This is a genomic window from uncultured Acetatifactor sp. (assembly GCF_948601915.1).
Lineage (GTDB): Bacteria > Bacillota > Clostridia > Lachnospirales > Lachnospiraceae > Acetatifactor.
The window spans coordinates 1-6,991 of sequence record NZ_CAPDXS010000207.1; the positions used below are offsets into that span (position 1 = coordinate 1).

Below are 6,991 nucleotides of genomic sequence, written 5' to 3' on the forward strand. Positions count from 1 at the left end.
GGTATTTGACCCTCGCGGCATTCGCCAACTGGCCGTGCAAGCACGGCCGCTTGGCTCATTGCTCGCGGGAATAAAGAGAGGAAGCCTTTCCATCGTAGGCTTCCTCTCTTTTTATGTCTGTGTCCCACAGCGCCATGGCGCCTGGCTGCAGCCGCCGGAACGGCTCGGGGCCTCCGGGGCTGCGCGGAAGAGGTCAGGCAAGCTCCACTTCCACTTCAGCCAGCGCATAGGGTTCTACCTGGAAGGTGAGCTGGTTTCCGGAGACTTTCACGCCCGCCCCCTGCTCCTTTCCGAAGAGATTCACTGCTTTCGCCTCCGCCACATCGGACGCGAAGCGCAGGGCAATCTCCTCCTTCTCCGCCGCCGTCCCGTAGGCGCGGACCAGGATTTTCCCATCCTCCCCGGGCAGCACGGCGGAAATCACGCCGCTCTCTGTCCTGGCCCCGAGCAGGCTGCTCTCCATGGGCAGCGTCCCGGGGTGGGAGTTGGAGGGCTGGTAGAAGAGGCCGTGGTTGCAGGCCGTGGCCATCTGCTCCGCCTCTTTCGCATCCGGGCCGCAGGCGCCCAGCCACAGGGTGATGCTGTGGATGCCGCGTTCCGGATAGGGATCCGGGCTGGTGGAGCTGTTGATCAGGGTCAGCCCCAGCTGCCGCTTTGCCGCCCTGTAGCCGTATTTGCTGTCGCTGACCAAAATCGCGCAGGGGCCTTCTCCCTGCCTGGCCAGGCCGTACTGCAGGCCGGGCACATCGTTGTTCAGGGCGCTCCTGCGGATATAGCCCGCCGGGATGTCGTACTGGTAGTCCACCGGCTCGTAAGCCAGGGGGATGCGGTAATCCAGGACCGGGATGATGTCGCTTCCCGCCTGGTTCCAGTCCACCTTCACGTCCATCCGCACCGCCGACTGGTGCCTGTCCAGGCTGTAGGTCGCCTCTATGGTGGAATCCGCCACCTTCCAGGTCGCTTTCACGCTCCCGCGCAGAGAGCCCTCCCCGCCGTCCGCCGTCTTCTCTATCCGCATGCAGCGGTCCACGGGAATCTGGCGGATATATCTGCCGATGTTCCAGGCGCTGGAGGTAGCGGTCTCCGTCTCGATGAAGGTGAAGCCCGCGCCTTCCTCCGCTCCCACCATCTCCGCGCCGGTGTCCTTGTGGCGCAGGGATGTGATGCGCCCGGAGACTGCGGAAATCGTCACAGCTATCCGTTCATTTTCAATCGTGTAATCGTCAAACATTCCGGCCACATGCTCTGTCTCCTGCAGATAGACCGGATAGGTCTCCGGCTCCTTCTCGGAGAGCACCACCGTGGTATACCCAAGAGCAGGCACCGTCACGTCCACCAGCACGCGGATGTATTTATGGTCCCAGTATTGCTGCATCTGCTTATCCACCAGCTGGAACCCAATCTCCTTCCCCCCACAGTCCGTCACATGGAGCCTGCGCATATCCCCGGTCCAGTCCCAGACGGTGAGCTCCGCCACCTGGGTACGCTCCCAGGCCAGGGTGTTGAAGACATGGAAAATCCTGGTTCGCCCGCTGCCACGCTCGGTGCTGGGCACGCCCACGAAGTTCTCGATGCCGTAGCCCGCTCCCGCGCCCTCGGACTGGCTGTAATAGGAATCCACATCCACTTTGATGGAGGACGTGTCGATCCTGCGGGCGATGGCGCCCATGGCGTTCTGGATCTGGGTGTTGGCCGTGGCCATGGAGGTCTGGAACAGCCCCATGGCGTGCTCCCTGGAATCCTGTACGCAGGAGCCGGTGAGGATGTCATGGAAATGGGTGAACAGCACGTCCCGCCAGGCGTTCTCCATCTTCTCTTTGGCGAATCTGAAGCCCGTGAGCTTTCCCGCCAGGGCGGACATGGCCTCCGCGTCCAGCAGGGATGCCTCCAGTCTGCGGTTCCCCCTCTTGATCCGGCTCTGGGTGGTATAGCAGCCGGGGGCGAAATAGTTCAGCTCCCGCTCCACCACGGGCAGCTTCTCCCAGACGCTCTCCGCCTCCTTGAAGAACTCCCGGAAGGTGCCGAACACTATCTCAGGGTAGATGGGCCACTCCATCATCTCCAGGGCCCGCTCCACGTCCCTTCTGGTGGGGCCGCCGCCATGGTCTCCCACGCCGTACACCGCCAGGCCCGTGCGCAGCCCGCAGCAGCGCCTGGCAAGCTCCGGAAGCCCCGCCGCCATATGGGGCGTCACCGCGCCGTTGTACCAGTTGGGCTCCCTGTAGGCCAGGACCTCCTTTCCCGAGGGCGCCTTGTAGCGGTAGAGGATCTCCTCCCCGCCGTTCCCCCGGCAGTGGTAATAATATTTCACCTCGCCGAAACGGTCGATCTCCGGCACGTTGGCGCTGTGGCCGAAGGTGTCCGGAGAGAAATCCACCTCCAGGTCACGGGCCCCCCATACCTTTTCCATGTACTCCTTGGTGTACTGGATATGGCGCAGCAGGGACTCGCCGGTGGGCATGTTCTTGTCCGTCTCCACCCAGGCGGAGGCGGTGACTTCCCAGCGCCCCTGCGCGATCCTGGCCTTGATCTCCTCCATGAGCTCCGGATCGTACTCTTCCACGATTTTGTACACCGCGCCCTGGGACTGGGAATACTTGAACTGGGGGTACTGATCCATGATGTTCAGGATGGAGCGGAAGGTGGCCAGGGTCACCGCCACTGTCTCGTTGAAGCTCCACATCCAGTTCATGTCGATGTGGGCATGGGCCGCCAGGATCAGCTTGTAGCTTTTGGCCTCCTCCGCCATGGGCGACAGGATTCCCTCCGCCGCCTCGCAGTCCTGATTGGTCAGCACGCCCTGTGCGTCCATCTTCCCCAGCAGGAAATCCAGCGCCTGCTCCAGCACGCCGTCATAGCGCCCGCCGTCCTCCCGGGAGACATGCAGGGCGAACTCCAGTTCGCTGACGATCCTGTTGTTGGCCTTGTTGGGACGCGTGATGTGCGCCTGCTCTTCTTTGGGCATGCCGAAGGTATCCTCGTACCCTGTCTTCTCCCGGTTCCCACCGATGGATGTCTTTAGCTTTATGAATTTTTCAACAATCCCTGCCATAGCAACCTCCTCTGTATTATTTTGTATTGTTTGTTATAATATTTTTCGTTTTATTATAGCATATCCATGCTCTTTTTCAAGCCTTTTTTGTGGCATTTATGCTTTTTTCCTGTTTTCTATTCAAATTTACTATGATTTTATATTGGTTTCAGTGTAGAACAGACATAGCAAATATGTCATATCGAACATTCGAAAGCAGCCGCGGACAGTCCGCCTGTTCCCTCAGCCGATCAGAACCTTCTTCCCCGCAAAGGCAAAACCGTATCTGCGGATTTTGTCCTCGGGGATTCCCTTTGCCAGGAGGCCCGCGGCATACTGCTTCTCCTCAGTCTGCCGCAGGGCTGCCTGTACCGTGTCCTCCAGGGTCTTCTCGCCCTTTTTCCTCGGATTGTGCATCTTGAATTCCAGGATAAACGCCGTCCTCCCGGTTCAGCGGCTCCAATATATACTGCTTAACGGTTATAATTTCCGAGCAACCCGACTGCATAACGCCAGCCATATGCGTTTAACCAGTGTAGTACGGTAAATTCTGGCGTTATGCAGTATAACATCGTAGCGTCCAAATCTGCTCTCGCGGTTGGAGGTGATTGTATATCTGCCCGCCAGCTCCACCATCAGGCCCAGGGCGAAGCCGTGGCAGAACTTTGATGATAGAATCATCTCTTCGATTCTATCATAGAAGCGCTCCGGCTCTGAGGCCTCCGATGACTCGCTTCCTGTGTCAAAGTAACTGAAGACCGCCATGAACACCCGGTTCATATACGCGTTCATGGCCTCCTCGTCCCCCTGCAGCAGCGCCTTTAGAAAATTGTTGAGGCGGACTTCCTTGTTGGTCAGGGACAGTTCATAGTTCTCCTCCCCGTCCTCTATCATGTAGTTTTCCACCTTCAGGTAGCCGCTGGCCACCAGCCGGCTCCAGATGGCGTTCTCGTCCTGGTCAAGCTGGCTGAATACAATCTGCCCGTCTATCTTCGTATGGAGCCTCCCGCCCTCCAGCAGATTCTCCATGACCATCTTCACATCCGGGCTCCCCTCCCGGATGAACTTCCCTGCAAGGCTGTTGGAGCTGGTGCCGATAGCCGAAGCATGGCACACTCCTTTATATCCTCTTGCACATTCCGTTTTTCGCCTTGTTCCGGTACTGCAGCGGCGTACAGCCGTAAGTCCCCCGGAACTGCCTGTCGAACAGGGACGCCTCCTTGAAGCCGCAGGACAGCGCCACCTCCGTCACGGGCAGGCTGGTCTCCTCCAGCATCCCCGCCGCCATGCGCAGGCGGAAGGCCGTCAGGTACCGCTTGGGGGACTCCCCCACCTGCTGTCTGAAGATGCGGTACAGGTACGTGCGGTCTATCCCCACCGTCCGGGCAATCTCCGCCACGCCGATCTCATAGCCGAAGTTGTTATGGATGAAGTCCAGGGCACGGTTCGCATAGTCCTGGGCCACCGTGCCCCCGGTGGGCTGCTTCGGCATCATATAGGACAATGCCAGATAGAGCCTGCCCAGCAGCATATAGCTGTTCACGTCGCCGTGGCCAAAGGAATCCACCAGCTGCATCATCTCCCTGCGCAGCCGCCCGCCGCTCCTGTCCCGGTAGATGGGCGTCTCTTTCCCCAGGCCGCATTCCCGCAGGATGTCCGCAGCCGCCCTGCCCCCGAAGCCGATCCAGCAGTATTCCCAGGGATCCTCCCGGTCTGCCTGATAGCAGGTGGATTCCCCCGGCAGGATCAGGAAGCCCTGGCCCGGGCCTATCTCGTACCGCTCTCCCGCCCTGTCGTAATGCCCCCTGCCCGACAGGACGAAGTGGAACAGGAAATGGGGGCGCACCGCCGGCCCGAAGGAATGCCCCGGCCGGCACTTCTCCCACCCGCAGAAATAGAACGCCAGCGCATCGCCGGACTTGATTTCCCGGTAATATTCTTTCAACTCTGCCATAGACATCCTCCTGTCTCCGTCCGGCTACCGGTAGCTTCGCCTGGCAGCCTGTCGTCTTTTGGCACCGCTTCCCCGCCCTTTCGTACCCGAACCCTCATGTCCGCACGTTTCCCTTCCAGTATAGCCCGCCCCGTCCCCGATTGCAATCTCTTTCGCAAGGCGTATGCAACATTTATACAATTTTTCGAAACATAATCCCTATCGCGCTTCCCCAAAAGGCGATATGATATCAGGTATAATAAACAATTTTTACAAATAGCCGCCCCGCCGCGGCGAAAGGAGCGAAAAATGCCTAAAATCACATTCATGGGAGCTGGCAGCACCGTGTTTGCCAGGAACGTGCTGGGGGACTGCATGTGCACGCCCGCCCTGCGAGACAGCGACATCGCGCTTTACGACATCGACCCCAAGCGCCTGGAGGAGTCCGAGATCATCCTGAGCGCAATCAACAAAAACACCAACGAGGGCCGCGCCACGATCCGCACCTACCTGGGCGTGGAGAACCGCAAGGAGGCCCTGCGGGGGGCGGACTTCGTGGTGGACGCCATCCAGGTAGGCCTCTATGAGCCCTGCACGGTCACGGACTTCGAGATTCCCAAGAAGTACGGCCTGCGCCAGACCATCGGCGACACCTTAGGGATAGGCGGCATCATGCGGGCCCTGCGCACCATCCCCGTACTGCGGGACTTCGCGGAGGATATGGAGGAGGTGTGCCCGAATGCCTTGTTCCTGAACTACACCAACCCCATGGCCATGCTCTCCGGCTATATGCAGCGCTACACCAATGTGAAGACCGTAGGCCTCTGCCACAGCGTCCAGGTCTGCTCCGAAGGGCTCCTGAAGGGCCTGGGCATGGAGGATAAGCTGGAGGGCCGAAAGGAGCTCATCGCGGGCATCAACCATATGGCGTGGCTGCTGGAGATCTACGACAAGGACGGCAACGACCTGTATCCGGAGATTAAGCGCCGCGCCGCGGAGAAGAACAGTGCGGAGAAGCACACGGACATGGTGCGCTATGAGTACATACGCCGCCTGGGATACTACTGCACGGAATCCAGTGAACACAACGCGGAGTACAACCCCTGGTTCATCAAGAGCCGCTGCCCGGAGCTGATCGACAGATTCAACATCCCTCTGGACGAGTATCCCCGCCGCTGCGTGAACCAGATCGCGGGCTGGGAGAAGGAAAAGAACGACATCCTGGCCGACGGCAAGGTCACCCATGACCGCACCAGAGAGTACGCTTCCTACATCATGGAGGCCGTGGTCACCGGCGTTCCCTACAAGATCGGCGGCAATGTGCTCAATGAGGGGCTGATCTCCAACCTGCCCGCGGACGCCTGCGTGGAGGTTCCCTGCCTGATTGACAACATGGGCGTGCACCCCTGCAAGGTGGGCCGCCTGCCGGTGCAGCTTGCCGCCATGAACATGACCAACATCAACACCCAGCTGATGACCATCGAGGCTGCCGTCACGAAGAAAAGAGAGGCCATCTACCAGGCCGCCATGCTGGATCCCCACACCGCGGCGGAGCTTTCCCTGGATGAGATCGTGGCCATGTGCGACGATCTGATTGAGGCACATGGGGATTATATGAAGGAATATAAGTAGGAAGCACTGCAGGACAGGGCTGCTTGGAGCGTTGCTCCTGCGAAGGATTTCCTATGATGCGACGGGCGGGAGGATTACCTTCCGCCCGTCGTCTTTGCGGGGATCTGGACTGGAGGTTGATTTCTTTTTATAGCAAACAGGTGACGGGCGATCACGAGCGGTGGGAGCGGTTCTGCGCTGCGGTCAAAGGAGGCGATGCAGAGGCCGTGCAGGAGCTGTTCGGCGCGTTCCTTTCAGAGTCCATCAGCATCCGGGACACAGCGGTGAGGAAAGCCAAGAAGGAGAACTTCTACCATGGCATGTTCCTGGGCCTGCTGAGGGCGGAGGGAAGTTGGATCGTAAAGTCCGAGTCCGGCACAGGCTACTCCGACATCCTCCTCATGGTTCCCCGCGAA

At 59.6% G+C, this 6,991-nt stretch carries 3 protein-coding genes and 2 pseudogenes; 2 read left to right on the forward strand and 3 right to left on the reverse strand.

The features are described 5' to 3' along the window. Nucleotides 1-193: 193 nt before the first annotated feature. The 3 genes and pseudogenes from Q2B33_RS22500 to Q2B33_RS22510 all read right to left on the reverse strand — a co-directional run bounded on the left by Q2B33_RS22500 (nt 194) and on the right by Q2B33_RS22510 (nt 4,985). Entirely contained in the window at nt 194-3,052 is a 2,859-nt protein-coding gene (locus Q2B33_RS22500) for an alpha-mannosidase (RefSeq protein ID WP_300784192.1), read from the reverse strand. Nucleotides 3,053-3,274: 222 nt separating this feature from the next. Next, nucleotides 3,275-4,123: pseudogene (locus Q2B33_RS22505) on the reverse strand (hypothetical protein); the annotation flags it as partial. Nucleotides 4,124-4,151: 28 nt separating this feature from the next. Further along, a complete protein-coding gene (locus tag Q2B33_RS22510; protein ID WP_300784194.1) occupies nt 4,152-4,985 on the reverse strand; it encodes an AraC family transcriptional regulator in 834 nt (277 codons plus the stop codon). A gap of 288 nt (nt 4,986-5,273) precedes the next feature. Between Q2B33_RS22510 and Q2B33_RS22515 the strand changes: the two genes are divergently transcribed. Further along, the gene (locus tag Q2B33_RS22515; RefSeq protein ID WP_300772901.1) at nt 5,274-6,596 is read left to right on the forward strand and encodes an alpha-glucosidase/alpha-galactosidase; all 1,323 of its coding nucleotides are present in this window, start codon (nt 5,274-5,276) and stop codon (nt 6,594-6,596) included. Nucleotides 6,597-6,736: 140 nt separating this feature from the next. Next, nucleotides 6,737-6,991 (forward strand): annotated as a pseudogene (locus Q2B33_RS22520) (hypothetical protein); the annotation flags it as partial.